Origin of the sequence: Pseudomonas pergaminensis, assembly GCF_024112395.2 — a bacterium.
GTDB lineage: Bacteria > Pseudomonadota > Gammaproteobacteria > Pseudomonadales > Pseudomonadaceae > Aquipseudomonas > Aquipseudomonas pergaminensis.
The window spans coordinates 4,268,171-4,292,997 of sequence record NZ_CP078013.2 but is presented as its reverse complement, the minus strand read 5'-3'; the positions used below and the strand labels follow the sequence as shown (position 1 = coordinate 4,292,997).

Below are 24,827 nucleotides of genomic sequence, written 5' to 3'. Positions count from 1 at the left end.
CCTGTCCAGACTGGCAGTTTTTCGCTGAGTGTCTAACCTCCTACACAGCAGTCACCCCTGTACAAGGACTTGGGGCAGTGAAGGGACGAGCAGTATTGGCAGTCATGGGCGCGATGCTCTGCAACACGGCTTACGGTGCACAACTCCAGGTGGAGGTGCGTATCGACGTGCAGCGGGGCTGCCAGCTGGTGGGGACCACCCGCAGCGCTGGCATCGAGCAACTTGGCGTATTGGATTTCGGCAGCGGCCCGCGTCTGGATGACCCGGCCGGGCCCCTGAGTGCGGCGTTGATCAGCCAGCGCCAGCCGCGCCTGGAGTGCAACCCCGACACGCCGTACCAGGTACGCGTCGATGGCGGCCTGCATGGCGGCACCGGCGAAGTGCGTTACCTCAGCGCCACCCCATCGACCAAACCCATTCCCTATCGCATCTATGCCGACGCCGCGCGGCGCGTGCCGTTGCCGGTGGATGTGCCGCTCAGCGGCCGGGTGCCGGACGCTGGGTTCGTCGACCTGCCGCTCTACGGGCGCATCGAGCCGCTCAAGGACATCCCCGCCGTCGGCCGCTACACCGACCTGCTCAAGGTGACGGTGACATGGTAAGCCGCTGCCTGGCCCTGGTGGCCATGGGCGGCCTGCTGTTGCTGGCAGAAGACGCGCAGGCGGCTGTCGCCAGCGGGTTTATCCAGGCGCGGCTGGTGATCACCGCCAGTTGTGAGGTGAGCAAAGGCGTCGAGAGTGCGCCGGTCAACCCCACGGGCGGCACGGCCATGCTCGACTTCGGCAGCCAGGGCCCGACCTGGGGCAACCCGTTGGGCGCCGGCATCACCGATGGCGACAAGGCGCCGTTGGCGGTGTCGTGCAACCCCTCGGTCTCGAGCTTCACCGTGACCATCGACGGCGGCACCAACGGCGACGGCACCACCCGGCGCCTGAGCAATGGGCGCCAGATGATTCCTTATCGACTGTCCGCCGACCCGCAGGGGCGCAGCACCTACAGCATCGGGCAGCAACGCAATTTTGTCGTGGCCAAGGGCACCCAGATACCGATCCCGGTGTTTGGCTCCGTGGTGGCAAATACCAGTGCCTTACCGGCAGGGATCTACACCGACACGTTGACGGTGACACTGGACTGGTAACTCAAGAGGATGAAAACCATGCATGTACTTGTTTCGCGATTAGGCGTCTGTGCGCTGGGCCTGGCAATGGCCTCCAGCCTCAACGCGGCAACCACGGTGACGGGGCAGATCACTTCCAGCCTGACGTTGATTGCCAGTTGCCAGGTCAATGGCTCCGGGGCGGCCACTGGCCTGAACTTCGGCTCCTTGAATTTTGGTACCACCAACAGCCTGTTCACCAATGCCGATGCCCAGTTGTTGGGCGGTACCGGCACCGGTGGGGCGTTGTCGATCCTGTGCTCCAGTGGCACCACGCCAGCGGTCAAGGTGCGCGCCGGTGCTCATGACGGCGCATCACCGGGAGGCAGCCGCGCATTGGCTGACGGTGCGGGTAACTTCGTGCCCTACGACTTCTATACCGATAGCGGCCATTCCGCGCTGCTGGCGATCGACGGCGTGATTACCCTCGCCACCAGTACCGGCGTGGCGCAGACCGTCAACCTCTACGGTCGGGCGGTGGGCAAGGCAGGGCTGCCGGCAGGCACCTACACCGACACCGTCGCCGTGGAACTGACGTTCTAGCGATGTGGCTCAGAGCCTTGCTGGTCTGTGGGCTGGCGTTGCCGCTGCCATTGTCGGCGGTGACCAGCCAGAGCTTCCAGGTGAGCGCGACCATTACCCCCGGCTGCCTGATCGTGGGCGGCGGCGCCAATTACGGTGCGCTGACCTACGGCAGTTACTCGGCGCTGGCGACAGGCACGGTCACGGCTGCGCTGACGGGGGGCGTCACCTTGCAATGCACACCGGGGGTGACGCTGAGCATGAGCGTCGATGGCGGGCAGCACAGCAGCACCGGGCGCAATTTGCAGCTCAACAGTGGTAGCGCGCGGGTGGCTTACCAGTTGTTTCGGGATGCGGCGTTCAGCCAGAGCCTGGGGATCGGCCAGAGCGTCAACGTGGCCTACAGCGACGCGAACAACATCAGCCTGCCGATCTACGGGCGGGTGCAATTGCCGGGCAATCAGCCTGGGGGGACATACAGCGACACGCTGCAGGTGCAGCTGACGTGGTAAGGCTATCGGTATAAGGAGTGGGGTTATGCGTTCACCTTCCCGGCGGCTGTGGGCCGCGGGTATTGCCTTGAGTGCGGTGTGCACGGCAGGGCTTGTGCAGGCGGCCAGCTCGGTGCTGATCTGGCCCATCGACCCGGTGCTGGAGGCCGATCAACAGGCCAGCGCGCTGTGGCTGGAAAACCGCGGGACCGAGACTGCAAGCCTGCAGATTCGCGTGTTCGCCTGGAGCCAGAGCGGCTTTGACGAGCAGTACCAGAACCAGCGCGATGTGATCGGCAGCCCGCCCGTGGCGCGAATCGAGCCGGGGCAAAAGCAACTGGTACGCCTGACCCGCACCCGCGAAGTACCACCTGGGCAAGAGTTGGCCTACCGCATCATCATCGATGAAATCCCTTCACCCCTGCAGGTGCCCACGCCGCCGGAAGGCAAGAACACCGCAGCGGCGATCCGCTTTCAGATGCGTTATTCGGTGCCGCTGTTTGCCTACGGCGCAGGCCTGTGGAGCAAGGAAGACAGCACGCGCCAGCGCGATCCCAAGGGCGCCGGCAAACCGGAGTTGAGCTGGCAGAAAGTCACGGTGGCGGGGCGCCAATACCTCGAAGTGCGCAACCAGGGCGCCGTGCATGCGCGCCTCACCGATGCTTCGTTCAAACAGGGTGGGCAGACCCGGCCGCTTGTGGACGGCCTGCTGGGCTATGTATTGCCCGGCGCGACCATGCGCTGGCCGGTGCCGGACGGGCTGTCGGCCGACCAGCCGTTGCAGGTCAGGATCAACGGTGCGCAACAGCTGGAGAACCTTGCGCCGAAGCGGTAACGGCAGCGTAGCGGGGCTGGGAGGCCCCGGGTTTTAAACGGATGGAGATGTCCATTGAAGGACACAACGCCATGGTGAGTCGTGGTCGGGCTCGCAGTCTATGGCTGTCGATGGTAGGCGGGCTGGGCGGCGCAATGATTGCGCTTCCGGGCGTGGCTGGCGACCTGCCACCGCCCCCGAGCAGTATGGAGGCTGTCGCCGATGCACAGTTGTTTCTGGAGCTGGTGGTCAACCAGATGGACACCGGCCGCGTCATCGCGGTCGATCAGCGGGCCGGGCAACTCTATGTGCCGGCCAGCGCACTGCAGGACGTGGGCATGAAGCTGCCCGGCGAATTGAGCGGCAGCGTGGCGCTGGACAAGATCCCCGGCCTGCACAGCGATTACGACAGCAACGGCCAGCGCCTGCTGCTGGATGTGCCGCCGTCGTGGCTGAAGGAACAATTTATCGGCAACCGCAACACTTACCCGCGCACCCAGGCGATGAGCAGCTTCGGCGCCTTGCTCAACTATGACCTGTATTTCAACGACACCGACGAAGGCGGCAGCTACCTCGCCGCCTGGAACGAAGTGCGGCTGTTCGACAACTGGGGCACTTTGTCCAATACCGGCCAGTACCGCCAGACCTTGGCCGATGGCGTCAGCAGCAGTACGTTTAACAACGGTTACCGGCGCTACGACACTACCTGGCGGTTCTCTGATGATGAGCGGCTGCTGACCTACGAAGCCGGTGACGTGATCAGCGGCGCCTTGCCCTGGAGCAGTTCGGTGCGCCTGGGCGGCGTGCAGTTCTCGCGGGACTTCGCGGTGCGCCCGGACCTGGTGACTTACCCCCTGCCGCAATTTGCCGGTGAGGCCGCGGTGCCGTCGTCGGTGGACCTGTTTATCAACGGCTACAAATCTGACAGCGCGCTGCTGCAACCGGGGCCGTACACCCTGACCAACGTGCCGTTTATCAACGGCGCCGGCGAAGCGGTGGTGGTGACGACCGACGCCCTCGGTCGCCAGGTGTCGACCACCGTACCGTTCTACGTGACCAGCACGTTGTTGCAAAAAGGCCTGACGGATTTCTCGGTGGCCGCCGGCTCCTTGCGCCGGGAATACACCCTGAAGGATTTCGCCTATGGCCCTGGCGTGGCCAGCGGCACCTTTCGTTATGGTTATTCCGACAACCTGACCCTGGAGAGCCATGCCGAGGCCTCCAGTGACCTGACCCTGGGCGGCTTGGGCGGCAACCTGCGGCTGGGCAACTTCGGCGTGCTCAACACGGCTGTCAGCCAAAGCCAGTTCGAAGGACGCACCGGCCAGCAACTGAGCCTGGGGTATCAGTACAACAGCACGCGCTACAGCCTCTCGTACCAACGAGTCGAGCGACGCGACGAGTACGCCGACCTGACCCTGGTCGATACCCCTTACGCCAGCCTCAGCAAGCGCAGCGAACAGGTGACACTGAGCCTCAACCTTGAGCGCTTCGGCAGCCTGGGCATGGGCTATTTCGACGTGCAGGCGGCGGACGATTCGCGCACGCGCCTGCTCAACCTGAGCTGGAGTAAACCGCTGTGGCGCAACACCAGTTTCTACCTGTCGGCCAACCGCGAGATCGGCGACAGCAACTGGGCGATGCAGGCGCAGTGGGTGATTCCGTTCGACCTCAACGGCAGCCTGGCCTTGAGCACCGAGCGCAGCAAGGACGGCGCCAGTCGCCAGCGCCTCAATTACAGCAGCGCGGTGCCCAGCGAGGGCGGGGTGGGCTACAACCTCGGTTATGCCCAGGGTGATGGCGCGGCGTACCGGCAGGCCGACCTGACCTGGCGCTTGCAGTCGGTGCAGTTGCAGGCCGGCGTGTACGGCAGCAGCGATGCCCAGACCCGCTGGGCGGATGCCAGCGGCTCGCTGGTGTGGATGGGCGGTGACACCTTTGCCGCCAACCGGATCAATGATGCCTTTGTGGTGGTGAGTACCCAGGGTTTCGCCGGGATCCCGGTGCGCTACGAGAACCAACTGGTGGGCGAAACCGACCGCAACGGCCACCTGCTGGTGCCGTGGAGCAGCGCGTACTACCGCGGCAAATATGAAATCGATCCGCTGAACCTGCCGCTCAACGTGCAGAGCCCGAATGTGGAGCAGCGTGTGTCGGTGCGCCGTGGCAGCGGCTACCTACTGGAGTTCCCGCTGCGCCGGGTGCTCGCGGCCAGCGTCACCCTGGTGGACACCCAGCATCAGGAACTGCCCTTGGGCAGCCTGGTGGTGCACGAGCAAAGCAACCAGCAGGCGGTGGTCGGCTGGGATGGCCTGGTTTACCTGGAAAACCTCTCGGCGCATAACACCTTGCAGGTCACGTTGGGCGAGGGGCGTACGTGCCAGGCGCGGTTCGACATGGACGAGCAGCAACAAGGCGTGCCGCTGATCGGGCCGTTGGTGTGCCAATGAGGGGGTTGGGGTGGCTGTCTGTCTTAGGCTTAGTGTTGTCGGGCCAGGCCATGGCAGCGTGTTCGGTGGTAACCACGCTGCCGGCGAGCTTCGGGTCGATCAGCTCGATGACGGTACGCACGGCGGCGCAGGCCACGTCGACAGCCAACTCAGGGTTAAGCTGCACCTCGGCATTGATCTCGCTGCTGGTGTCCTCCGACCATTTCTACGCGACGATCACCTCCTCCAAGACCGGCATGGTCGGGCCTACCGGTGACGTCATCGGCTATACGATCTACGCCAACAACAGCACCAGCTTTCCGATAACCCGTGGGGCGCAATTCGATTTTGGCGGGGCGGGGGGCATTGCCCAGAGCATCGGGTTGATCGCGGGGCCTGGCGCTAAAACCGTGCCGCTGTACGTGAGCAGCATCACCGGCAGCAACGTCGCCGCCGGCTTGTACACCGAGACCTTGAACATTGCCTGGAACTGGAACTACTGCTCGGGGGTTGGCATTGGCGGTATCTGCCTGGGCCGCGACATCGGCAGTGGTACGGCTGCTTTGACGGTGAGCATGACCGTCACCAATGACTGCCAGATTACTGCACCCAATATCAGTTTCGGCAGCGCCCCGGTGATCAGTGGTTTCACCACGGTGACCGGGCAGGCGAGCATTTCCTGCACCAAGGGCAGTGCGTACAGCGTAGGGCTGAGCGACGGCCAGAATTCAGTCAGCGCGGGCGGGCGGCGGCGGATGGTCTCAGGCAGCAACTACCTGGCCTACGACATCTTCAAAAGTGCCGGCACCACCCGTTGGGGCAGTGTGGGGGCGGCGCGTCGCGACAGCTCCACCGCCGAGGTCAACCCCGGCAATGGCCTGGGTATGGGCAGCCAGGTGTTCAACTACAACGCCAGGATCTATAGCGATCAAACCACTCCGCCGGCCGGCACCTACCTCGACAACGTGGTACTCGACGTGGGCTTCTAGAACTTCAGCATCGTCGGAGTGGGCTGGTCTGCCGGGCTGACCACCGCATAGTTGTAGCCGGCGCCGGACCAATATTGGGCCTGCAAGCCATCGGCACTGCGGCTGCCACGGGGCAGGAAGCCGTTCTCCGGTCCCGGTGGCCGGATATAGAAACTGATGCGCCGCCCTTGTGGATCTTCGTACAGCACCATGGCCGCCGCGCCTTGCTCGGTGGTGAGCAGGCGCCCGCTGACCGGCGTAAACCCGGAACCGCTCAAGTCAGGCAAGCGATGGGCCTGGTTGAAGTAGCGATCGAGCCAGGCCTGCATTGTGCCGCTGCCCTGAACCTGATAATCGGCGGGCATGATGCCGTCCTGGGCGAACAAGCGGAACGCCTGCATCGCATCGGCCATCGGCAATGGGGCGGGCTGGGTGGCTTCACGGGCGTGCCAGCCACCGACACCGCCAAGGCTGACGGCGATCAGCAGCACGGCTGCCGTGGCGAAGTGGCGGCGCGACTGGCGCTTGATGCGCTGGCGAATCAATGCCGGGTCCAGGTCCGGGTTGGGCGGCTGTTGCAGGGCACCGCCCAACGCCGCGCGCAGCAATTGTGCGTCGTGCTGCCAGGCATGGACCTGGGCCGCGACGTCGGGGTGGGCCGCCAGATAGGTTTCAAGCATGCGGCGATCACTCTCCAGCAGTTGGTGATCGACGTAGGCATGCAAATCGCGTTCGCTGGGGGGCAGGCTGATCATTTGAGTATCCGCAGGGAAGGGCTGGCAATTTCGCCATCACTGAGTTGGCGCAGGGCTTGGCGCGCCCGCGAAAGGCGCGACATCACGGTGCCGATGGGCACTTCGAGGATCTCGGCGACTTCCTTGTAGCTCAAGCCTTCGACCGAGACCCATAGCAGCAGTGCGCGCTGCTCGGTGTTGAGTTGATCGAAGGCTTGCAGGGTCGACTGGGCGATCACGGTGCGTTCCACCGACGGCTGCGCGTCGTCGCGTCCGGTAAAGAATTCCAGCATGCGTGCATAGCGCCGGGTGCGGCGGTGGGCATCGAGGAACTGGCGGTAGAGGATTGAAAACAGCCAGGCGCGCAAGTCGCCTTCGATGCGTTTGTCGGCCCAACTGATGATCCCCCGTTCCAGGGTCGACTGCACCAGATCGTCCGCACTGCTGGCGTTACGGGTCAGGGACACGGCAAAGCGCCGCAGCCTGGGGATGAGTTCACGTAACTGTTCGTCGAGTTCATGCATGGGAATCTGGCTGGTCACTACGCTGGGACTAGAGAGACGTGCGGCGTTGAGGGTTATTCCCCTTGCTTGAAAATAAATTCAAGGCCAGGGAATAGAGCCGACCGGCGTTCGTCTTAATGCTCCGACCTTATGTTCACCCCTAAGGCCTTTGGCCCTGGAGTTCCTTTATGGTAGATCACTCATCACCGCCCCGTCCCCCGTTGAGCACTGCGAGCCTGATCGCGCGCCTGGCGGGTATCGGTGCCGTGGTTGCGGTTGTGGCGGGGGCATTTGCCTACGTCAATGGCACCCTCGACCCACAGCGCCTGCGCCCTAAAACCCTGGTCAATGCCCTGGAAACCAACAATGGCGTGCACCCCGGCTTCCGACGTAACCATGCCAAGGGTGTGTGTGTCGCGGGGTATTTCGAGAGCAGCCCCGAAGCCCGTACCTACTCCAGCGCCCAGGTGTTCAGCGAGGCCAAGACCCCGCTGGTCGGCCGGTTTGCCTTGCCCAGCGGCAACCCCTATGCGCCCGACAGCAGTGTGCCGATCCGCAGTTTTGCCGTGCAATTCACCCAGGCCAACGGCCAGCAGTGGCGTACGGGCATGAACAGCATGCCGGTGTTCCCGGTGGGTACGCCTGAAGCGTTCTACCAGATGCTCAAGGCCGGTACACCGGAGCCGGCCACTGGCAAACCGAACCCGGCGAGCATGCCGGCGTTCTTTGCCGCTCATCCCGAGACCGCGCCGTTTCTGGCGTGGGTCAAGACCGCCAAGCCATCGGCCAGTTATGCGACTGAAACCTACAACGGTATCAACGCGTTTTACTTGGTGGGTGCCGATGGCAAGCGTCAGGCAGTGCGTTGGGGTGTGGTACCGCAGCTTCAGGATGCGGCGGGCGATGTTGCGCCGGCCGGGAGTGACTTCCTCGAAAAAGACTTGGTGCAGCGCCTGGCGGCAGGGCCGTTGCGCTGGCAGTTGAACATGACCCTGGCCAACCCTGGGGACCCGCTGGACGATGCGAGCAAGGCCTGGACCGGCGAGCATAAGGTCATCAACGCCGGCACCCTGGTGCTGCAAAGCAGTCAGCCGCAAGCGGACGGTGATTGCCGTGATATCAACTTTGACCCGCTGATTCTGCCCAGTGGCATCGAAGCCTCCAATGATCCCTTGCTGGCGGCACGTTCGGCGGCCTATGCCAGTTCGTACCTGCGCCGCGCCGGTGAAGTCAGCCCGTTGCACAGCTCCCCTCAGGAGTCGAAGCCATGAATGCCCAACCACGGTTCTTCGCGCCGCTGGCGCGTCTGTTGCACTGGCTGATGGCGCTGATGGTCATCGCCATGCTGTTTATCGGCGCGGGCCTGGCGGCTTCTGTGTCGGAGCGGCATGAGTGGTTGATCCACCTGCACAAGCCGCTGGGGATCGCGATCCTGGCGTTGGTGATCGTACGGTTGGTGGTGCGCTTCTCCACGCGCCAACCGCCGTTGCCGGCTGACTTGCCGCTGTGGCAAGTGTTGGCGGCCAAGGCCTCCCATGTGGTGCTGTATGCCTTGATGCTGGTGTTGCCGTTGCTGGGCTGGGCGATGATTTCAGCGGCGGGCGACCCGGTGATGCTCAGCAGTTCGGTGCAATTGCCAGCGTTGGTAGGCGCGAACGCGCCGTTGTTCGCGGTGTTGCGCAAGGCCCATGGGTTTTTGGCCTACCTGCTGTTCCTGACGGTGCTGTTGCACCTGGCAGCGGCGTTGTTCCATGGGTTGATCCGGCGCGATGGCGTATTGCAAAGCATGACCGGCAGCAAACGCTGACGGTGCAGGAGCCGGCGTGCCGGCGATGGCGTCCTTGAAATGTCTGCATCATCAAGGGCCTCATCGCCGGCAAGCCGGCGCCAACAAGGCGTTAGCGTAGGGTGGTCACGATGTCGGCGACGGTGCTCAGTACGTCTTTGCCCAGCTGCTTGGAACGCTCACCGGACCAGCCGGTTTTCAGGTTGGGCGCGTCGTCGTTGTCCTTGAAGGGCATTTCCAGGGTCAGGGACAGGCAGTCGTATTGCTGGCCAACAGCGTTGCACGCCAGGGTCATGTTGGCTTCGCCCGGTAGGTCGCGGGTATAGCCGTAAGTGGTCTGGAAGTCGCGGGTCAGGCCGCTCAAGTGGCTGCGGAAGTGTTTTTCCAATGCCTCGATGCGCGGGGTGTAGCCGGGGTTGCCTTCGCAGCCGGCGGTGAAGACGTAGGGGATTTCCTCGTCACCGTGGATATCGAGGAACAGGTCCACGCCGTACGTTTCCATCTGTTGTTGGACGAACCACACTTCCGGGCTGATCTCCTGGCTGGCGCTCTGCCAGGCACGGTTGAGGTCTTGGCCCATGGCGTTGGTGCGCAAGTGGCCATGGAACGCCCCGTCCGGGTTCATGTTGGGCACCAGGTACAGGTCGGCGACTTTCAGCAGCTTTTTCAGCTCGGCATCACCGTCCTGTTGCAGGCGTTCGATGATGCCCTCCATGAACCATTCGGCCATGTGCTCGCCAGGATGCTGTTGGGCGATGATCCAGATATTGCGGCGGCCTTCACCGCCTTTGCCGCGACGCAGCAACTGGATGTCACGCCCCTCGGCACTCTTGCCGGTGGCCAGTAACTGCGTGCCGGCGCGACTCAGGGCCTGCTCGATCAGCCAGTCGTGACGCTCACGGCTGTAGGGTTCGAAATAAGCCAACCACGCATGCTTCTCGCGGGTTTCCAGGCTGATATGCAGGATTTCCCCATCAAAGCGCGAAGGCACCCGGAACCAGTTGATGTGGTCGTAGGACGCCACGGCGTTGTAACCGCTCCACGCGTGCGGGTAGGAAGACTTGCCCGCGTTGCTCAGGCGGAAGGTGTGAGTGTGGCCCACGTGCATGCCTTCGGCCTTGAAGTGGAACCATTGGTAGTGTTGGCTGCGTGTGTCGGGTTTGATTGCCAGCAATAACTGATAGGCATCGTGGGCATCCAGTACCTGGATATTGCCACTGTCGAAGTCGGAGCTGATTTTGATGGAGGTCAAGGCCACGGTCATAGTCTGGGTGCCTGAATATGAGTGTTGTGGCGGCCATATTACACAGGAGTCTGGTAAAGGCTGGATGCAAAATTGTTGCAGGGGGGAGGGGGGGGCGTCATCCGTGACGCCGCAGCAGCTTAGAATCTATGAGATTGATTCTCAAGCGCTATTTCGCAAAGATCTGCGCTAGAGCGTTCGACTGGCTTTCTTTTGGCGATGGTCTTTTGCTACCATGCGCGCCATCGAGCAACACACAGTCTTCATTAGCCTGAAGCCATGCCAGGAAAACTGGCAAAAAAAAGACCCGGCCAAAGAGCCGGGTCAAAAACCGTGATTAGCCTGATGAGGAGATATTCCAAGAGTCCGACCTAAGGTCCCTTGGTCTATCGACTGATCTCGCGATCAGCTAGGTCCAATAATAATCATTATCATTTGCAAGTCAAATGTTTTTATCCCCTGGATAGAAATATTTTTTCTTCGCGCCTGTTATCCGTTCGCTTGAGCCTCGGGCGCTCGCAACGACCGCTCCACCATCGCCTTCGCCATATCAATCAAATACACCACTGAAAACGCCAGGTCGCGCTGATAGCCCTGATGGCTGCTCGCAGATTCATAGGCTGTGGCGGCGGCACTGCGCAACAGGTCCGAGGCGTGCACCAGGGCTTCTTCCTGGCTGATGCCTGGCTTGATGGCAAACAGTGCGTCGTCAGGCATGGATGCCGACATATCTTCTTTCAAGTAAAAGTCCAATGCGCGCTGGGCGGCGCCGCTGCTGCGCAGGTCGTGCAGCTCTGTGTCTTCGGGGAGTTCGGGCAGGAGGTACGGGCTTGTCGTCATAAGGGGCGGTACTCTGGGTGGGTGTCGAAAACCTTATGCCCGATAATAGTACGTATCGTATTTATGTCGTTTTATGGATTACTACAAACTGTTTATTGCCCTGGAAACTGCGTGACGTATTGTCAGCGCCCATGGATAACTGGATCGCGTTGGTCAAGGCCAACATGGAAGACCGCAAGGTCACGCAAGGTGAACTGGCAGAGCGCCTGGGCATGTCCCAGGGCGGCGTGGGCCATTGGCTCAACAAGCGCCGTGCGCCGAGCCTGGTGGACATGAATCGGGTATTGGCGGCATTGGGGCTGGGGTACCTGGAAGTCGCCCTGGATATTCGCGAGCGAGTCGCTGAGGCGCCCCCAGAGAAAAACTACAACCCGTATTTCCGCTACCCCGTCAGCGATTGGAGAGGGCTGTGCGAGGTCCGCGAAGAGCGTGCGACTTATGGCGCGGCCCGTTTCGAATTGAGCGATTATCATGCCCAGGGTGAGGCCTTCTGGCTGCCGGTCACAGGTGATGCCATGACCGCGCCCAAAGGCCTGAGCGTCAGTGCGGGGATGATGATCCTGGTCGACCCGGCCATTGCCGCCGAGCCCGGCAAACTGGTGGTCGCCCAATGGGCCGGGAGCCCCCAGGCAACCTTCCGCCAGTTGTTGGAGGAGAGCGGCCAGCTTTACCTGGTACCGCTCAACCCCACCTATCCCAAACAGTTGTTGACCGACGATTGCCGTCTTATCGGCGTCGTCGTGCAGGCCACGGCGAAGTTTTAACCTGCTGTTTCAAGCTCCACCAGCGCGCAACCTTCTGCAACCATTTCGCCCTCCTGGCAGAACAGGGCCTTGACCACCCCGGCCTGGGGCGCGCGGATGCTGTGTTCCATTTTCATGGCTTCCAGCACCACCAGTTGCGTACCGGCCTCGACGTGCTGGCCCAGCTCCACCAGTACGCGCACGATGCTGCCGTTCATGGGTGCTGTCAGGCCGCCTTGGTGAGACTGGCCGGCCTCGACCGCGGCGATCGGGTCGAACAGCGTCACGCCCTGCATTTCGCCGTCCCAACGCAGGTACACCGTACGGTCGTGCCGTACCGCCAGATGGCTGCGACGCACGCCCTGATGTTCGATCAGCAACTGTTCGCCGCGCAACTCTGGCGGCTCTGCGGGCAGTGTGACCAGCCGATCCTGGCCATTGCAGCTCAAATGCAGTGAAACCTCGGCAGGCAGCCCGGCACGAAACCCGCGCTTATCCGCCCACGGTCCCTCGCCCGACGGCAGGCTCTGAATAAAGATCGAGCCCGCCGCCTGCCAGAATTCATCACTCAGTTCCCCAGGCGCCGGCAGCAACTCATCCTGATAGCGCGGGATAAACCCGGTATCCAGCTCGGCCGCCGCAAACGCCGGGTGCCCGATAATGCGCCGCAAAAAGCCCAGGTTGGTCTTGAGCCCGCCAATGGCAAACTCATCCAGCATGCCCAGCAAGCGCAGTCGCGCCTGTTCACGGTCCTCGCCCCAGGCAATCAACTTGCCGAGCATGGGGTCGTAGAAGGGCGACACGCTGTCGCCTTGCTCGACCCCGCTGTCCACGCGACGCCCCGGCCCCGATGCGGATTCGCGGTAGAGCGTCAGGTGCCCGGTGGCGGGCAGGAAATCATTGGCCGGGTCCTCGGCATACAGCCGCACTTCTATCGCATGGCCAATCAGCGGCACCTGCGCCTGGGTGATCGGCAACGCCTCGCCCTGGGCGACACGAATCTGCCAGGCCACCAGGTCCAGGCCGGTGATCGCCTCGGTTACCGGGTGCTCCACCTGCAGCCGCGTGTTCATCTCCATGAAGAAGAATTCGCCGCGTGCGTCGAGCAAAAACTCCACCGTACCGGCACCGACATAACCGATCGCCTGAGCAGCCCGCACAGCAGCTTCGCCCATGGCCTTGCGTTGTTCGACACTCAAGCCCGGCGCCGGTGCTTCCTCGACGACTTTTTGGTGGCGACGCTGGATCGAGCAGTCCCGTTCATTGAGGTACAGGCAGTGCCCGTGCCTGTCGGCAAACACCTGGATCTCCACGTGACGCGGCTTGAGCAGGTACTTTTCCACCAGCATCTGCCCATTGCCGAAGGACGACAGTGCTTCACGCTGGGCCGACGCGAGGGCTTCGGCCAATTGGCTGACGTCCTCGACCACTTTCATGCCTTTGCCGCCGCCACCGGCCGTGGCCTTGAGTAGCACGGGGTAGCCGATGCGCTCACAGGCGGCGCGGAAGGTTTCCAGGTCTTGGGCTTCGCCGTGATAACCGGGCACCAGGGGGACGCCCGCGGTTTCCATCAGTGCCTTGGCGGCCGATTTGCTGCCCATGGCATCAATCGCCGAGGCGGGCGGGCCGAGGAAGATCAGCCCGGCTGCTTCAATCGCGCGGGCAAAGCCGGCGTTCTCGGACAAAAAACCATAGCCTGGGTGAATCGCCTGGGCGCCACTGGCCTGGGCGGCGGCGATCAGTTTGTCGATTTGCAGGTAGCTGTCAGTGGCTTTGCTGCCGCCCAGGTCGACACGAATATCAGCCTCGCGACTGTGACGCGCATCGCGGTCGGTGGCGCTGTGCACCGCCACGGTGGTCAGGCCCATGGCCTTGGCGGTGCGCATCACCCGGCAGGCAATCTCGCCACGGTTGGCCACCAGCAGGGTCGTCAATGTGCTCATGAACGTGGCTCCTGGGGCTGCCAGCTCGGTGGACGTTTTTGCAGGAAGGCGCGCAAGCCTTCCTGGCCCTCGGCGCTGACCCGAATGCGCGCAATGGCGTTTTCGCAGTAGCGGCGCAGGGCCGGGGTGAGGGCGCCGTTGCCCACTTCACGCAGCAAGTCCTTGCTGGCGCGCATGGCCGCCGGGCTGTTCTGCAGCAGGTTGGCGATCCACTGTTCGACCTGAGCGTCCAACTCGCCAAGCGGATAACTGTCCGCCAGCAAACCGATGTCCCGCGCGCGTTGGCCGCCAAAGCGCTCGGCGGTCAGGGCATAGCGCCGCGCCGCGCGTTCGCCGATGGCCTGCACCACGAACGGGCTGATCACCGCCGGCGCCAGGCCGATGCGGACCTCCGACAGGCAGAACTGCGCGTCATCCGCGCCAATCGCCATGTCGCAGCAACTGATCAAGCCCAGCGCGCCACCGTAGGCCGCGCCTTGCACTACCGCAAGGGTAGGGATCTTCAGCTTGGCCAGGTTGTACATCAGCTCTGCCAGTTCGCGGGCGTCGTCCAGGTTGGTGTGGTAATCCAGCTCGGCCGACTGCTGCATCCAGGCCAGGTCGGCGCCGGCGCTGAAGTGCTTGCCGCGCCCACGCAGGACCAAAAAGCGCAGGGACGGATCGCCTTGCACCTGGTCGAGGGCGATGATCAGTTCGCGGATCATCTGGGCATTGAACGCGTTGTTCTTGGCTTCACGACTGAGCCACAGCGTGGCAAAGCCACGGGGGTCGGTGATGAGTTCCAGGGTATTGAAATCGCTCATGGGGTACAGCTCCATTTACATGCGGAACACGCCGAAGCGGCTCGGCTCGATGGGGGCGTTCAGCGCGGCGGACAAGGCCAGGGCCAGCACGTCGCGGGTCTGCAACGGGTCGATCACACCGTCGTCCCACAGGCGCGCGCTGGAATAGTAGGGGTGGCCCTGGGTTTCGTACTGGTCGAGGATCGGCTGCTTGATCGCCGCCTCTTCTTCAGCGCTAAAGCCCACGCCGGCGCGCTCAGCCTGCTCGCGCTTGACCTGCACCAGCACACCGGCCGCCTGTTCGGCGCCCATCACACCAATGCGTGCGTTCGGCCACATCCACAGGAAGCGCGGGTCATAGGCGCGGCCACACATGCCGTAGTTGCCGGCCCCAAAGCTGCCGCCGATGATCACCGTGAACTTCGGCACCTTGGCGCAGGCCACGGCGGTGACCAGCTTGGCGCCATGCTTGGCAATGCCGCCGGCTTCGTACTTCTGGCCGACCATGAAGCCGGTGATGTTCTGCAGGAACAACAGCGGAATGCCGCGCTGGCAGGCCAGTTCGATAAAGTGCGCGCCTTTTTGCGCGGCCTCGGCAAACAGAATCCCGTTGTTGGCCAGGATCGCAATCGGGTAGCCGTGCAGGTGCGCAAAACCGCACACCAGGGTGGTACCAAACAGTGCCTTGAACTCATCGAATACCGAGCCATCCACCAGGCGCGCGATCACTTCGCGCACATCAAAGGGCTGCTTGGCGTCGGCCGGGATCACGCCATACAGCTCTTCGCTGCTGTACAACGGCGCCACGGGCGGGCGTTGCAGCAACTCGCCCTGTTTGCGCCAGTTGAGGTTGGCCACGCTGCGCCGGGCGAGCGCCAGCGCATGTTCATCGCTGTCGGCATAGTGGTCGGCCACGCCGGAGATCTTGCAGTGCACATCGGCACCGCCGAGGTCTTCGGCACTCACCACTTCACCGGTCGCGGCTTTTACCAGCGGCGGGCCGGCAAGGAAGATAGTGGCCTGGTTACGCACCATGATCGCTTCGTCGGCCATCGCCGGCACGTAGGCACCACCGGCCGTGCACGAACCCATCACCACGGCGATCTGCGGGATGCCCTGGGCACTCATGTTGGCCTGGTTGAAGAAGATCCGCCCGAAGTGCTCGCGGTCGGGAAACACTTCATCCTGGCGCGGCAGGTTGGCGCCGCCGGAGTCCACCAGGTAGATGCACGGCAGGCGGTTCTGCTCGGCGATGGTCTGGGCGCGCAGGTGTTTTTTGACCGTAAGCGGGTAGTAGGAGCCGCCTTTCACCGTGGCGTCGTTGGCGACGATCATGCATTCGACACCTTCCACGCAGCCGATCCCGGCGATCACCCCGGCAGCCGGCACGTCTTCGCCGTACACCTGATGGGCGGCCAGTTGGCTGAGTTCAAGAAACGGCGAGCCCGGGTCGAGCAAACGATTGATGCGCTCGCGGGGCAACAGTTTGCCGCGCGACGTGTGCCGCTCCTGGGCCTTGGCGCCGCCGCCCTGCTGCACGTGGGCGAGCAGGGTGTGCAGGGCGTCGACCTGTTGGCGCATCGCCGCGCTGTTGGCGGCAAACTCCGCCGAGCGCGGGTTGAGCTGGGTGTGCAAGGTGGCCATGGTGCGCTCCTTCAGCGGGTTTCGTTGAAGAGTTCGCGACCGATCAGCATCCGGCGGATCTCACTGGTGCCGGCGCCGATCTCATACAGCTTGGCGTCACGCAGCAGGCGCCCGGCCGGGAATTCGTTGATGTAGCCATTGCCGCCGAGAATCTGGATTGCGTCGAGGGCCATTTGCGTGGCACGTTCGGCGCTGTAGAGGATCACGCCGGCCGCATCCTTGCGCGTGGTCTCGCCACGTTCGCAAGCCTGGGCCACCGCATAGAGGTAGGCGCGGCTGGCATTGAGTTGGGTGTACATGTCGGCGACCTTGCCCTGGATCAGCTGGAATTCGCCGATGCTCTGGCCGAACTGCTTGCGGTCATGGATGTAGGGCACGATCAGGTCCATGCAGGCTTGCATGATGCCGGTGGGGCCGCCGGACAGCACCACGCGCTCGTAGTCGAGGCCGCTCATCAGCACTTTGACGCCGCCATTGAGCGCGCCGAGGATGTTTTCTTCCGGCACTTCCACGTCATCGAAAAACAGTTCGCAGGTGTTCGAGCCGCGCATGCCCAGCTTGTCGAACTTGTTGCTGCGGCTGAAGCCTTTCCAGTCGCGCTCGACGATGAATGCGGTAATGCCGTGCGGGCCTTTTTCCAGGTCGGTCTTGGCGTAGATCACATAGGTGCTGGCATCGGGGCCGTTGGTGATCCAGGTCTTGCTGCCGTTGAGCACGTAGCGATCACCGCGTTTATCGGCGCGCAGCTTCATCGAGACCACATCGGAGCCGGCATTCGGCTCGCTCATGGCCAGGGCGCCGACGTGTTCGCCGCTGATGAGTGCGGGCAGGTACTTGAGTTTCTGTTCGTGGTTGCCGTTGCGGTTGATCTGGTTCACACACAGGTTGGAGTGCGCACCGTAGGACAGCGCCACCGACGCCGAGCCCCGGCTGATCTCTTCCATGGCCACCACGTGGGCCAGGTAGCCCAGGCCGGCGCCGCCGTATTCTTCCGGCACGGTGATGCCCAGCAGGCCCATGTCACCGAACTTGCGCCACAGGTCGGCGGGGAACAGGTTGTCGATATCGATCTGAGCCGCGCGGGGCGCGATCTCCTTGCTCACGAAGGACTGCACCTGGTCGCGCAGCATGTCGACGGTTTCACCGAGGGCGAAGTTCAGGGACGGGTAACTCATGGACAGGCACCTTAATGTGAGCTTTGTTGTTGTGGGGAGGGCGCCAGGGGAGGACGCTAACCTTTACGTTAACGTAAGCTTGCGTTACGGCGCTGTCAATCGTAGTTTACGTTTACGTCAACCTACAAAAAAGACAACAGGGGTCGTTATGGATCAACCGAATCAGAGCTACAGCCGTGGCTCTCAGGACAAGACCTTGCTGGCCATGACCATCGGCCAGGCCTTTGATCACACCGTCGCGCAGTATCCCGAGGGCGAGGCCCTGGTGGTGCGCCATCAACAGCGCCGCTACACCTGGCGGCAGTTGGCCGAGACCGTTGAGCTGCACGCCCGTGCCTTTCTTGCCCTGGGCATGCAAGCCGGCGACCGCCTGGGTATCTGGGCGCCCAATTGCGCCGAGTGGTGCATCAGCCAGATCGCCAGTGCCAAGCTCGGCGTGATCCTGGTCAATATCAACCCGGCGTACCGCAGCACTGAACTGGACTACGTACTCAAGCAGTCCGGCTGCCAGTGGCTGGTGTGCGCCGGGTCGTTCAAGACCTCTGATTACCACGCCATGTTGCAAGAGCTGAAGCCTGACCTGCGCGGCATGATCAGCCTCGACCCCAGCCCGCCCCCGGGGTTCCTGCCCTGGTCGCAATTGGCCGCGCTCGGGGCAGGCATCCCGCCCGAACAGGTGCACAGCCGCCAGGCCAGCCTGCACTTCGACCAGGCCGTGAATATCCAGTACACCTCCGGCACCACCGGCTTCCCCAAGGGCGCCACCCTCAGTCACCACAACATCCTCAATAACGGCTACATGGTCGGCGAAAGCCTGGGCCTGACCGCGCAAGACCGCCTGGTGATCCCGGTGCCGCTGTATCACTGTTTCGGCATGGTCATGGGCAACCTCGGTTGCATCACCCACGGCACTACCATGATCTACCCGAATGACGGCTTCGACCCGCTGCTGACTCTCACCGCCGTCGCCGAAGAGCGCGCCACCGGCCTGTACGGCGTGCCCACCATGTTCATCGCCATGCTCGATCACCCGCGCCTCGGTGACTTTGACCTGTCCACCCTGCGCACCGGCATCATGGCTGGCGCCACGTGCCCCATCGAAGTGATGCGCCGGGTCATCAGCGAGATGCATATGAGCGAGGTGCAGATTGCCTACGGCATGACGGAAACCAGCCCGGTGTCCTTGCAAACCGGGGCGGACGATGACCTGGAACGCCGCGTGACCACGGTCGGGCGCACCCAGCCGCAGTTGGAAAACAAGATCATCGACGCCGACGGCAACACGCTGGCGCGGGGTGAAATCGGCGAGTTATGCACCCGTGGCTACAGCGTGATGCTCGGCTACTGGAACAACCCCGACGCCACCCGCGAGGCCATCGACGACGCCGGCTGGATGCACACCGGCGACCTGGCGAGCATGGACGCCCACGGCTACGTGTGCATCGCCGGGCGCAACAAGGACATGATCATCCGCGGCGGCGAGAACGTGTACCCGCGTGAGTTGGAGGAGTTTTTCTTCACCCACCCAGCGGTGGCGGATGTGCAGGTTATCGGCATTCCGGATGCGCGTTACGGCGAAGCCATCGTCGCCTGGGTCAAGTTCCATCCAGGGCATGTGGCCAATGAGCTTGAGTTGCAAACTTGGTGCAAGGGCCGCATCGCACACTTCAAGACGCCCAAGCACTTCAAGATCGTGGACGAGTTCCCGATGACGGTGACGGGCAAGATCCAGAAATTCCGCATGCGCGAAATCAGCATCGAGGAGCTGCGCGACGACCGCTGAAACGGGGTACATGTCTACGGCTCTGCGCTGAACCGTGGTGCCTAAAGTGGCGGATTATTTCGCCACTTGAAGGTCATGCCCATGACAACCCCCTCCATTGATCCCCCCGTGCGTCCGGTTGGGGACGAACAGAGTCCCCACTGGCAGGTGATCCGGGACAACACCCCAAGCTGGTACACCGATGCGCTGGATGAGCGCAAAACTGAATTGGCCGGGTTGGCGCTGAGTATTCCCGACTGGTACAAAAATGCCTCGTCGACGGCGAAGGACCGCATGAGGTCGGTCCATGTGCGCAGCAGGCGGTCCTTGAATCAACTCGATCAGATGTTCAGGGACTTCAAAGGGCCGGCAGCCTACGCCGAGCCGTTGTTGGCGGCCGCGATTGAAAAGAAACTCGGGCAACGGTTGGATACCAGGACGGTATTTTATGCCCGCAAGATGGAGCAGAGAGAGTGCGACATCGAGCCTGAGGAGGTCTCGACGAGCCAGGCCAGCCCCTTGGCTGCGCAGTTTTATTTTTACCGGGGTATCAGCCTGCTGGAGGCAGCGCTGAACAACTTCACCGCACAGGAGGCGGCTGAGTCGGTGTGCAAAGACTGCCACCTGATCACCCGTTACAACTTTCACGGGTACCCCAGCGATAAGTTTCATCCGCTTGCAAACGTCAAGTCGGTCAAGCTAGCCATTGAACCCCATGCGTTTGCCAAGCTGTGCCGCGAGCTCGACCTGGGCAACACTTACTACGAGTACGTGCGCACCTTCATCAATAGCCTGATCCGTACCACCACCACTGAAGCAGGCATTGGCAAACTCTACAGCACCTTGATTGTCAGTCATCGAAACCAGTTGGAGCTGGCCGCAGAGATTGCCTTGATGAAGGGCGATATCCAGCCCGACGGCCACCAAGTGATCTTCGATCTGTTGCGCAGCCAGTCGCAGGTCAAATGGGCAGGGGAAGCGGTCAAGTGTTCGCCGTTTCGGCTATTCTCGTTTGTGCTCGAGAATATTCTGATCATCGGTCCGGTCGTGTGGCAGGCACATTCGAGAGGGGCGGATCTCATGCCCCGAGCGTGCTTGGTCTATATCCCAGGCGACCCCCTTCATCCGCTCAAAGCCTATGACACGATCAGCGCTTTTACCGACCACCTGACCACGCGCCTGTGTCGTGTCGAGTACCGCACCTTCTTCAGCCAGTTCGTGCCGCTGGCCAGCCAGGATGCATTCTTCACGAGGCTCAAGGCTTCGCTGGATCCGAGCGCGCTGCACGGCCCCGCCCAGGACTTTGACCCGGCGCAAAAAGGCCGGGTCAATCATCAGGGCAGCTACGCGCTTGCATGGGGTGATGTCTGGGCGGACTGCGCGATTCAGCGTATACGTTCGCTCGTGGCGAATGCCCGCGCAAGTGTGGTGTCGACACAGGACGTCGACGATCGGGTCTACAACGCCTGGCTGTGGTCGTTCGGCAGTACGGCGCTGGATATTCTCAACCTTGCGTCGTTCGTGGTGCCTGTGCTGGGTGAGGTGATGCTGGTCGTCGGTGCCGTGCAGATGGCTTACGAGATCGGCGAAGGCATTGAGGCCTGGTCGCAGGACGACACCCAAACGGCGTGGGCGCATTTTTCGGCGGTGGGGCTCAACCTGGCTGGGTTGGCGGTGCCAGCCGTGTTGTCGGCAACCAAGGACGCCGCGCTGATCAAGCGCCTGGTGCAGGTAGAGTTCGGTGGGCGTAGGCGTCTTTACGCGTTCAATCCCGCGCACTACCTGCACAGGATCAACCTGCCCGACGGACACCGCCCCAACACACAAGGCTTGTATGCCCACGACGCAGGGTTATACCTGCAGGCAGCGGGCGGCGGCTACTACAAGCTCCAGGCCAGCAATCGCTCTGACGAATTCAGGCTGCTGCACCCCGATGGCGATTCACGTTATGCCCCCCGGATTCGCCACAACGGTGAGGGCGCATGGGTGCATGAGTTCGAACAACCCTTGACCTGGGATCGCAAGACCCTGTTGCGCCGCATAGGCCATAGCGTGGATAACTTGAGCGATAGCCAGTTGGAGCAGGCCAGGGCGTTCAGTGGTGTGTCGGACGACGAGTTGCGTCGGGTGTTCATTGAGCATCAAGCGCCCGCGCCGCTGTTCAAGGATATGCTTCGGCGGTTTGAATGCGCTGGCAGGCACCAGGCATTTATCGACCGGTTAAGGCACCCGGACCCTGAGGTGTTTTCTCGCGTCGACTGGTTCATGCAAGTCCAGGTATTGATCGAGAGCGGGATGTGGCCAGAGTCACGTGTATTGGTGGCGCTGGATGCAAAGGGCAACCCGATATGGCGTTCAGGTGTACCGAGCGATGCAAACCAAGTGATCACACTGGAACATGAGCAATTGCAAAGTGGCCTGCTGTTTCCGTCGTTCATCAAGCAGTTGACGGAACCTGAAATTCGCCGATTGTTGGGAGAGCAGAGGGTTACAAGGGAAGCGATGGCCTTTCTGTTTCTTCAGACCCGAGACGTGATACAGGATACGGCTGCTGCGGGCCAGGTGCAGGAGGGCAATGAGGTCGATCCACTGATGCAATACCTGCGTACACCATTGGCAAGGGTCGTGCGATACCGGGATTGTTTGCTGGAAGCCGCCGAGAGCACCCGAGGCACGCTGTTAAATCGCGAGATCTCGGCCGGTGAGGTTTCCAGTGATGCCAACGTGCAGCTGCTCCAGCGTAGCTTTCCAGGCTTGCCCAGGTTAGCGGCTGAAGAAATTCTGAGCCATGCCAACAGTCAGGAACTGGCACGCATGCAGACCCCATCGCGTGTGCCGTTGCGCCTGGCCGAAGAAGCGCGAGGGTACTTGCAGAAGGCGCGCGTGATGCGGGCACAGGCCGATCTGTTATTCGACAATCAACTCACCCTGGACAGCGTGCACCTGGCACTGCACAAGATGGCCGCGCTGCCTGAACTCCTGGATGGCGTGTGCATTGAGCTTCGGTCGGGGGCCTACGACGGCCCTTTGCTGGACCGGGTGGGAGACAGTAGTGCCCCCCGGCAACTGCAGCTTATCCACACCGACATGAAGACGTGGAAACTCTGCAGCGGACCGGGAAAAATTGAATACTGGCGAAGCGACAAGGACGCCTTTTTCAACGCGCTCTGGATGGCTAGCAGTGGCAAGTTCACCAGTTGGCCGCAGTTCAATGCGGCTGCGCAACGGCTCAAGCGCAAGCTTGCGCAGCAGCCGCTGAGTGAGCCGGTGAGTCGACGTGCACTGGGCTTGCAGGCGATCAAGCCCGGTTTCAAATCCCCCATGCGCCTGGCTGATGGGCGCGTGGGTTATCCGCTCAGTCCGGTAGGTGGCGCCGTCGAACGTCCGTTAGCTTGCAAGAGTGCTGCGATGGCGCTCTATCCAACAAAGTCCATGGAAGAGGTCGAGACCCTGCTTGGCCTTCAACAGGCCAGTGACGCCGTTCTGCTGGCAAAACTGACCGAGCTTGAAGCGGAATTTGCCGCATTGAACAAGACGCTGCTCGAGTGGCAACAGCAAGGGGGATCAGGTTATGCGAGCGCCCGGCGCAGAGTCTCGGGTACCCTCAAGGCGGCTTGGCGCAGGGCCTCTGCGCAGGCATTTGCAGGGGATGGGACACCAATCGGCCATGTGCTGGACCTGTCGGATGAGGCGATCGGCGAGTTACCGGCGATCTGCGCAAACATGGATCACGTAGGCAGTCTGTTTTTACGCCGGATGGCGCTTTCAGACAGCTCCTTGCCTTTTCTGAATGCATTCGGCGGGCTGCGCTGGTTGAACATGAGCAATAACAACCTGACGCAACTGCCGACGTTTGCGAACGAGGGGGTGGGGCTTACCAAACTCAATTTGAGCGGAAATGATATCCAGTTGACCGACCAAAGCCGTCGGCGCCTGGAGGGTATGCGGAGCCTGAAGATACTCAATCTTGGCAATAATCCCCGCTTGGGGTGGCAGGCCGATCTGCGTGGCTTGCGCAACCTGAACCAGCTTTACCTGCCCAATACAGGTACGGTCAGCTTTCCCGTCGGTGCCGAACAATTGCCCTATCTGGCCCGTACCGATCTGCATGACAACCGGATCAGGACATTGCCTGAATACGCCTATGAGCATCCGGATCGCGTTATTGTGCACGGCAATCCGGTATTGGCAGCCGCCCAGGTACAACTGGGTGAGCACGTGACGGTCGATGAAGCGCGTGGTTTGTGGTTGGGCGCGTCGTCGACCGGTGACTCGGCGCGGCTGGGTGGGATCTGGGATGAACTCAGGGTCAGTCTGAGTTCGGATGCTTTTTTTGCAGTGGTGGCCGACACAACCCGCAGTGCCGAGTACGCCAGCGCGGTGACTCGCCCAGCGCTGGCCGAGCGGGTGTGGGGCATGCTGGAGGCCGCAAGCGAAAGCCAGGCTATTCGCGAGGCGTTATTTACCGTGGCCGACGATCGAGTGACCTGTGGTGACGGCAGTTCGGTCGAGTTCATGAACCTTGAGCGTGAGCTGCTAGGGGCAAAGGCACTTGAACTAGCCGGAGCGGAGAATGCCGAAAGCACGCTGATCGAAACGGCCAGGAAGTTGTATCGTTTGATGCTGGTAGACGACATTGCCCTACGGGACGTTGCGGCAAGAGGCCCTGGATTTACCGAGGAGGTTGAAGTTGTCCTGGCTTATCGCGTACGGCTTGCAGAGCGGCTGGCGTTACCGGTCCGGTCCCGGGACATGTTGTTTCCCCAGATGGCCAATGTAAGCCCGGAGACGATCGACGCCGCGTATGCACAGGTGCTCAGGGACGAGCGCAATCCGGCTGCCGAGGAGGCTTTTTTTGTCGGGTGCCTGTTCTGGGAGAAACACCTTCGCACCCGCTACTCTCAAGCGCTCGATGCACTGATGGCACCCGGTCTCGGGTTGCTGGGAGAGAAGAGCGAAGCGTTATTCGAACTTTCGGATCTGGAAGGTCAACGGGATACCGCTGCTGGCCAGGACGCAATAGAGCAATGGCAGGCAAAGCACGCTGAGGCCGCCGACCGGGTGGCCCGCCTGTTTGGCGCACGCAGGGATGAAGTGCTGGTGAACGGCGCGATGCCGAGTGCTTTTTACAAGCGAGAGCTCGATCAATTGGGGGTGGAGCGGCAAATGCTGGAGCAGAACTCGCTGAAAACCTTGACGCGCACTGTATTGAACAACGTTGCGGCGGTGAGCGGGACATCGCTCTGAGGGAGGGGGGCACACAGCACAAAGGGGACCCGAGGGTCCCCTTTA

The 24,827-nt window shown here is 62.3% G+C and carries 20 protein-coding genes; 12 read left to right on the top strand and 8 right to left on the bottom strand.

Annotation, left to right across the window (positions count from 1 at the left end):
* Nucleotides 1–104: 104 nt before the first annotated feature.
* From KUA23_RS19330 to KUA23_RS19300, 7 genes are all read left to right on the top strand, one after another.
* Complete coding sequence (locus KUA23_RS19330; RefSeq protein ID WP_428847465.1) at nucleotides 105–602, top strand: Csu type fimbrial protein; 498 nt, start codon at nucleotides 105–107, stop codon at nucleotides 600–602.
* On the top strand, nucleotides 596–1,138 hold the full coding sequence (locus tag KUA23_RS19325) for a Csu type fimbrial protein (protein ID WP_100490273.1): 543 nt from the start codon (nucleotides 596–598) through the stop codon (nucleotides 1,136–1,138). The genes KUA23_RS19330 and KUA23_RS19325 overlap by 7 nt, the downstream gene beginning before the upstream one ends.
* A gap of 18 nt (nucleotides 1,139–1,156) precedes the next feature.
* On the top strand, nucleotides 1,157–1,699 hold the full coding sequence (locus KUA23_RS19320) for a Csu type fimbrial protein (protein ID WP_078049257.1): 543 nt from the start codon (nucleotides 1,157–1,159) through the stop codon (nucleotides 1,697–1,699).
* A 2-nt stretch (nucleotides 1,700–1,701) separates the two neighbouring features.
* Nucleotides 1,702–2,190 (top strand): Csu type fimbrial protein, encoded by a 489-nt coding sequence (locus KUA23_RS19315; protein ID WP_252992669.1) that lies wholly within the window; start codon nucleotides 1,702–1,704, stop codon nucleotides 2,188–2,190.
* Between the two features lie 25 nt (nucleotides 2,191–2,215).
* A complete protein-coding gene (locus KUA23_RS19310; protein WP_078049255.1) occupies nucleotides 2,216–3,004 on the top strand; it encodes a fimbrial biogenesis chaperone in 789 nt (262 codons plus the stop codon).
* Between the two features lie 71 nt (nucleotides 3,005–3,075).
* Nucleotides 3,076–5,433, top strand: a complete 2,358-nt coding sequence (locus tag KUA23_RS19305; RefSeq protein WP_346356412.1) for a fimbria/pilus outer membrane usher protein — start codon at nucleotides 3,076–3,078, stop codon at nucleotides 5,431–5,433.
* The gene (locus KUA23_RS19300) at nucleotides 5,430–6,401 is read left to right on the top strand and encodes a Csu type fimbrial protein (protein WP_252992668.1); all 972 of its coding nucleotides are present in this window, start codon (nucleotides 5,430–5,432) and stop codon (nucleotides 6,399–6,401) included. The genes KUA23_RS19305 and KUA23_RS19300 overlap by 4 nt, the downstream gene beginning before the upstream one ends.
* Here the strand turns inward: KUA23_RS19300 and KUA23_RS19295 are convergent.
* Together KUA23_RS19295 and KUA23_RS19290 are read right to left on the bottom strand one after the other, a co-directional pair.
* Nucleotides 6,398–7,135, bottom strand: a complete 738-nt coding sequence (locus KUA23_RS19295) for an anti-sigma factor family protein (RefSeq protein WP_252992667.1) — start codon at nucleotides 7,133–7,135, stop codon at nucleotides 6,398–6,400. The genes KUA23_RS19300 and KUA23_RS19295 overlap by 4 nt on opposite strands.
* Nucleotides 7,132–7,638: a sigma-70 family RNA polymerase sigma factor gene (locus tag KUA23_RS19290; protein WP_078049252.1), complete on the bottom strand. Its 507-nt coding sequence runs from the start codon at nucleotides 7,636–7,638 to the stop codon at nucleotides 7,132–7,134. The genes KUA23_RS19295 and KUA23_RS19290 overlap by 4 nt, the downstream gene beginning before the upstream one ends.
* 167 nt (nucleotides 7,639–7,805) lie before the next feature.
* Here KUA23_RS19290 and KUA23_RS19285 point away from each other — a divergent pair, with 167 nt between their 5' ends.
* Together KUA23_RS19285 and KUA23_RS19280 are read left to right on the top strand one after the other, a co-directional pair.
* On the top strand, nucleotides 7,806–8,888 hold the full coding sequence (locus KUA23_RS19285) for a catalase family peroxidase (protein ID WP_252992666.1): 1,083 nt from the start codon (nucleotides 7,806–7,808) through the stop codon (nucleotides 8,886–8,888).
* Nucleotides 8,885–9,424: a cytochrome b gene (locus KUA23_RS19280; protein ID WP_078049250.1), complete on the top strand. Its 540-nt coding sequence runs from the start codon at nucleotides 8,885–8,887 to the stop codon at nucleotides 9,422–9,424. Before KUA23_RS19285 ends, KUA23_RS19280 begins: the two co-directional genes overlap by 4 nt.
* A gap of 91 nt (nucleotides 9,425–9,515) precedes the next feature.
* Here KUA23_RS19280 and KUA23_RS19275 read toward each other — a convergent pair whose 3' ends face one another.
* Entirely contained in the window at nucleotides 9,516–10,667 is a 1,152-nt protein-coding gene (locus KUA23_RS19275) for a M14 family metallopeptidase (protein WP_252992665.1), read from the bottom strand.
* Nucleotides 10,668–11,135: 468 nt separating this feature from the next.
* A complete protein-coding gene (locus tag KUA23_RS19270) occupies nucleotides 11,136–11,486 on the bottom strand; it encodes a DUF6124 family protein (RefSeq protein WP_078049248.1) in 351 nt (116 codons plus the stop codon).
* A gap of 131 nt (nucleotides 11,487–11,617) precedes the next feature.
* Here KUA23_RS19270 and KUA23_RS19265 point away from each other — a divergent pair, with 131 nt between their 5' ends.
* The gene (locus tag KUA23_RS19265) at nucleotides 11,618–12,250 is read left to right on the top strand and encodes a LexA family protein (RefSeq protein ID WP_252992664.1); all 633 of its coding nucleotides are present in this window, start codon (nucleotides 11,618–11,620) and stop codon (nucleotides 12,248–12,250) included.
* Here KUA23_RS19265 and KUA23_RS19260 read toward each other — a convergent pair.
* Genes KUA23_RS19260 through KUA23_RS19245 form a run of 4 tightly spaced genes read right to left on the bottom strand, consistent with a single transcriptional unit; the run spans nucleotide 12,247 to nucleotide 17,773 of the window.
* A complete protein-coding gene (locus KUA23_RS19260) occupies nucleotides 12,247–14,172 on the bottom strand; it encodes an acetyl/propionyl/methylcrotonyl-CoA carboxylase subunit alpha (RefSeq protein ID WP_252992663.1) in 1,926 nt (641 codons plus the stop codon). The two genes, KUA23_RS19265 and KUA23_RS19260, sit on opposite strands and share 4 nt — an antisense overlap.
* The gene (locus KUA23_RS19255) at nucleotides 14,169–14,975 is read right to left on the bottom strand and encodes a gamma-carboxygeranoyl-CoA hydratase (protein ID WP_100490280.1); all 807 of its coding nucleotides are present in this window, start codon (nucleotides 14,973–14,975) and stop codon (nucleotides 14,169–14,171) included. The genes KUA23_RS19260 and KUA23_RS19255 overlap by 4 nt, the downstream gene beginning before the upstream one ends.
* A 15-nt stretch (nucleotides 14,976–14,990) precedes the next feature.
* A complete protein-coding gene (locus KUA23_RS19250; RefSeq protein WP_099492926.1) occupies nucleotides 14,991–16,598 on the bottom strand; it encodes a carboxyl transferase domain-containing protein in 1,608 nt (535 codons plus the stop codon).
* 11 nt (nucleotides 16,599–16,609) lie between these two features.
* Nucleotides 16,610–17,773, bottom strand: a complete 1,164-nt coding sequence (locus KUA23_RS19245) for an isovaleryl-CoA dehydrogenase (RefSeq protein ID WP_099492925.1) — start codon at nucleotides 17,771–17,773, stop codon at nucleotides 16,610–16,612.
* A 148-nt stretch (nucleotides 17,774–17,921) separates the two neighbouring features.
* On the opposite strand from KUA23_RS19245, the gene KUA23_RS19240 reads away from it, so the two are divergent.
* Nucleotides 17,922–19,556 carry an AMP-binding protein gene (locus tag KUA23_RS19240; protein ID WP_346356350.1) on the top strand — a complete coding sequence of 545 codons (1,635 nt, stop codon included), beginning with the start codon at nucleotides 17,922–17,924 and terminating at the stop codon, nucleotides 19,554–19,556.
* Nucleotides 19,557–19,637: 81 nt separating this feature from the next.
* Nucleotides 19,638–24,782, top strand: coding sequence for an NEL-type E3 ubiquitin ligase domain-containing protein (locus KUA23_RS19235; protein WP_346356349.1), 5,145 nt, complete (start codon nucleotides 19,638–19,640; stop codon nucleotides 24,780–24,782).
* Nucleotides 24,783–24,827: the final 45 nt, after the last annotated feature.

Coding starts and splice junctions, on each gene's coding strand:
- KUA23_RS19330 (WP_428847465.1), top strand. CDS start 105: ATGGGCGCGATGCTCTGCAACACGGCTTACGGTGCACAACTCCAGGTG.
- KUA23_RS19325 (WP_100490273.1), top strand. CDS start 596: ATGGTAAGCCGCTGCCTGGCCCTGGTGGCCATGGGCGGCCTGCTGTTG.
- KUA23_RS19320 (WP_078049257.1), top strand. CDS start 1,157: ATGCATGTACTTGTTTCGCGATTAGGCGTCTGTGCGCTGGGCCTGGCA.
- KUA23_RS19315 (WP_252992669.1), top strand. CDS start 1,702: ATGTGGCTCAGAGCCTTGCTGGTCTGTGGGCTGGCGTTGCCGCTGCCA.
- KUA23_RS19310 (WP_078049255.1), top strand. CDS start 2,216: ATGCGTTCACCTTCCCGGCGGCTGTGGGCCGCGGGTATTGCCTTGAGT.
- KUA23_RS19305 (WP_346356412.1), top strand. CDS start 3,076: ATGGTGAGTCGTGGTCGGGCTCGCAGTCTATGGCTGTCGATGGTAGGC.
- KUA23_RS19300 (WP_252992668.1), top strand. CDS start 5,430: ATGAGGGGGTTGGGGTGGCTGTCTGTCTTAGGCTTAGTGTTGTCGGGC.
- KUA23_RS19295 (WP_252992667.1), bottom strand. CDS start 7,135: ATGATCAGCCTGCCCCCCAGCGAACGCGATTTGCATGCCTACGTCGAT.
- KUA23_RS19290 (WP_078049252.1), bottom strand. CDS start 7,638: ATGCATGAACTCGACGAACAGTTACGTGAACTCATCCCCAGGCTGCGG.
- KUA23_RS19285 (WP_252992666.1), top strand. CDS start 7,806: ATGGTAGATCACTCATCACCGCCCCGTCCCCCGTTGAGCACTGCGAGC.
- KUA23_RS19280 (WP_078049250.1), top strand. CDS start 8,885: ATGAATGCCCAACCACGGTTCTTCGCGCCGCTGGCGCGTCTGTTGCAC.
- KUA23_RS19275 (WP_252992665.1), bottom strand. CDS start 10,667: ATGACCGTGGCCTTGACCTCCATCAAAATCAGCTCCGACTTCGACAGT.
- KUA23_RS19270 (WP_078049248.1), bottom strand. CDS start 11,486: ATGACGACAAGCCCGTACCTCCTGCCCGAACTCCCCGAAGACACAGAG.
- KUA23_RS19265 (WP_252992664.1), top strand. CDS start 11,618: ATGGATAACTGGATCGCGTTGGTCAAGGCCAACATGGAAGACCGCAAG.
- KUA23_RS19260 (WP_252992663.1), bottom strand. CDS start 14,172: ATGAGCACATTGACGACCCTGCTGGTGGCCAACCGTGGCGAGATTGCC.
- KUA23_RS19255 (WP_100490280.1), bottom strand. CDS start 14,975: ATGAGCGATTTCAATACCCTGGAACTCATCACCGACCCCCGTGGCTTT.
- KUA23_RS19250 (WP_099492926.1), bottom strand. CDS start 16,598: ATGGCCACCTTGCACACCCAGCTCAACCCGCGCTCGGCGGAGTTTGCC.
- KUA23_RS19245 (WP_099492925.1), bottom strand. CDS start 17,773: ATGAGTTACCCGTCCCTGAACTTCGCCCTCGGTGAAACCGTCGACATG.
- KUA23_RS19240 (WP_346356350.1), top strand. CDS start 17,922: ATGGATCAACCGAATCAGAGCTACAGCCGTGGCTCTCAGGACAAGACC.
- KUA23_RS19235 (WP_346356349.1), top strand. CDS start 19,638: ATGACAACCCCCTCCATTGATCCCCCCGTGCGTCCGGTTGGGGACGAA.